Genomic DNA, 2776 nt, shown 5'->3' on the forward strand with positions numbered 1-2776 from the left:
AATATAACCCTAATAAGAGTAAAGGCAAACACCCTCCTGTCAGCAATAATCCCTCTTTAAGTGATGCTGAAAGGCAAAGGCTGTCGAAACTGTTACCGTTACTGCCCAAAGGGTTGTGGATTGAGCAGAGGCTATTTCAGATTATCGAAGAACACATCACCAACCCCAGAAAGAAAGGAACTATTGACCTAGCCTCTATTGACGCACGTAAGAGCACGCTGTTGCCCGACAGCCGCTATTCATTTGGCTTTGGTGCGCCGGCTGATATTGCTATGCCGATTGTCGCTGCTTATCGAGTGTTTTTGGATGAGAATTACAACTGGATAATACCTTTTGATGAATTCGCTCTTGATTTTCTGCAACACCTGTGGAATAACTATTACAAAAAATACTTGGTGTCGGAGAAACTGGCTGGTAATACAGTTGGGAGTAAAATCTGTCGCAATCCTGTAATTTGGGATAACCTTTACGTTTCGGCTCAGAGCTACTTAAATCAACAGTTGATGAAAATGGTTAGCTCAAACAACAAGCGCGAACAACTGAAATTGGCGAATTAACAAATTCGGTGGGTTTAAGTCCCCCGGTTCTATAACCAGTAAGTTTTGTGGTCGGTGTAGCACCCATTACAAAACTGTACTTCAGACGAACGACTTCCGACTTCCGACTTATTTAATAGTTATGGCTGAAACTACACAATTGCAGGTACAAGAATTAGCACGATTCGCCCAAGAACAACAATTCAATGAGCAATATCGCCAGTATTTTGGGGATGTTTGGGACGAAGCTGGGGTAAAAGATATCTCTAAAATGACAACTCAAGATGCAGAACAAACATTGAAAGTCCTGACGGATAGTGAAGCATCGCCTCAATTCATCAAATCTCTACTAGCACAAGCGGCGGTTGATGGTGCGCCACCGCAGGTTTTAGAGTATTTTCTGAGCAGCGACATTGATAGCGATGGGCGAACTCTAGCACAGGAAATATTTCAAGACGGCACAAATCCACTCTCTCCGGATACACCGCAACCATCGTCCAAGGCACAGGTATTTTCATCTCTACAACCGGATTTGGATTGGGAAATCTAACATATATTTGCCAATTTTCCTAGCTACGTCAGTACTGATTTTTTCAGTACCGAAGTAGCTAGTTCTTTTTTGAAAGCATATTTAAACTTCTTGAGTTAGGTATGGAGTTCCATATTTCAAAAAGCACAGTAGGTGTAATTGACAAGAGCGATTACACCTGTTCCCTCAACGAACTCCTAAATCAAGTGAGGCCAAATTATGACTTTATTAGGAATAGATAGACTTTCAGATACAACCCAAGCAAAGCTGTGGGACGAAAAAGATTTATCTACAAGCTCTCGGCGGCGAGAACAACTAGAAATTCTCCTGTGCCAAAAAGTCCAAAAGGCAGAAGACCCTGCCTTATGCGAACAAGTTTTGAATTATCTGTATTTCTCCATATATCAACAGAATCTTCATCGCATCGCTGTCCAAAAGGAGAAAGAAAAGTCGGTTTTTACATCCTTACAGCAGGTGATTATTACTGCCTTCGCTATTTTAGGCATGATTCTATTTTTGACTGGGGTGTACAACAAGTCAGCAGTACGATGGTCTCAATCAAGCCCACCTGCGATAGAACGACAGGCAAATTAGTTGTGAAGTCAGAAGGAAATTTAATTTAAACTTCCGATATTAGCCGACAAGCATACTCATCAATTGCTGCATTAGTCATTCTTCTAACTTTTCATAGGAGATACCGAAACCGTCATCAAGGCTGGGGGTAGAGGATGGCTAAGTATGTGAGTAGCAAAACAACAAAGTCTTACTACACGAATGACACTCTCGTTAAGCATAAAGCCTTAATATAGTCGGTTTTTGGGTATGGGGCGTCGGGTGTAGGGAATGAAGAATAATTAATCGTTCAATTTATGGAGAGTGGGGATACTAAGACAACATTTGTTTTTTCGCTTCAGATTTGAAATTTGCATCTGCATTTATTAAACACATTCGGACTTAATTTATGACTGGCAAAACATACTACGTTTCTGGAACAGGTAACGATAGCAATGATGGCTTGAAACAAGGAACAGCCTTTCGTACTCTGCAAAAAGCTGCAAATTTAGTCCAAGCAGGCGACACAGTATACGTTATGAATGGTACTTACGAACAGACTAAATCTGCTGTGAGTCCCGTCTTGGGTATAAATCAAAAACACGGTACTGTCAGCGCACCAATCACATTCACGAGCTTACCGGGTCACAATCCTGTAATTAAATCAAGCAATTTCCAAGCTATAAACATAGTCGGTTCGTCGTACATCGTCGTCGAGGGACTGACACTCGTTGGTGCCAACGACAAAATTACATTAAAGTATGCACAAAGCCAAAAAGATAATCTCAATAATCCATTAACAAATGGATCTGGAATTTATATCCAACCGGATAAACAACGCATCAGTTCTCACCACATTACAATTCGCGGCAACACTGTTTCTAAATTCCCAGGTGGTGGAATTGGAAGTAAAGAAGCTGACTATATCACTATTGAAAACAACATTGTTTACCAAACTTGTTGGTATAGTCCTTGGGGAACGAATGCTATTACTACTCTGAGTAATCGGAATCTAGATAATAACACTAGTGATTACAAAATAATCATCAAAGGCAATGTGAGTTACGGAAACTATAGTTATATTCCTTGGTGGGAGGCAGGAAAAGGGGAGCAACGCGATTTTGTGAGGTCGGGTAAAAAAGTGCGATCGCTAAAACTT

3 protein-coding genes and 1 pseudogene are annotated in these 2776 nt (G+C 40.9%); all 4 read left to right on the forward strand.

Going from position 1 to position 2776, the window contains the following annotated elements:
* A pseudogene (locus ACM0OY_RS39980) lies at positions 1 to 557 on the forward strand (abortive phage infection protein); the annotation flags it as partial.
* A gap of 121 nt (positions 558 to 678) precedes the next feature.
* On the forward strand, positions 679 to 1086 hold the full coding sequence (locus ACM0OY_RS39985) for a hypothetical protein (RefSeq protein WP_414574233.1): 408 nt from the start codon (positions 679 to 681) through the stop codon (positions 1084 to 1086).
* Between the two features lie 198 nt (positions 1087 to 1284).
* The gene (locus ACM0OY_RS39990) at positions 1285 to 1659 is read left to right on the forward strand and encodes a hypothetical protein (protein ID WP_414574234.1); all 375 of its coding nucleotides are present in this window, start codon (positions 1285 to 1287) and stop codon (positions 1657 to 1659) included.
* A gap of 367 nt (positions 1660 to 2026) precedes the next feature.
* Positions 2027 to 2776: DUF1565 domain-containing protein (locus ACM0OY_RS39995; RefSeq protein ID WP_414574235.1), on the forward strand; the 750-nt coding region annotated here is incomplete at its 3' end.

Source organism: Nostoc sp. CCY 9925 (genome assembly GCF_963920935.1).
Taxonomy (GTDB): Bacteria; Cyanobacteriota; Cyanobacteriia; order Cyanobacteriales; family Nostocaceae; genus Nostoc.

What these genes read in the sequence shown, in the direction of transcription:
- ACM0OY_RS39985 (WP_414574233.1), top strand. Translation starts at nt 679, where the DNA reads ATGGCTGAAACTACACAATTGCAGGTACAAGAATTAGCACGATTCGCC.
- ACM0OY_RS39990 (WP_414574234.1), top strand. Translation starts at nt 1,285, where the DNA reads ATGACTTTATTAGGAATAGATAGACTTTCAGATACAACCCAAGCAAAG.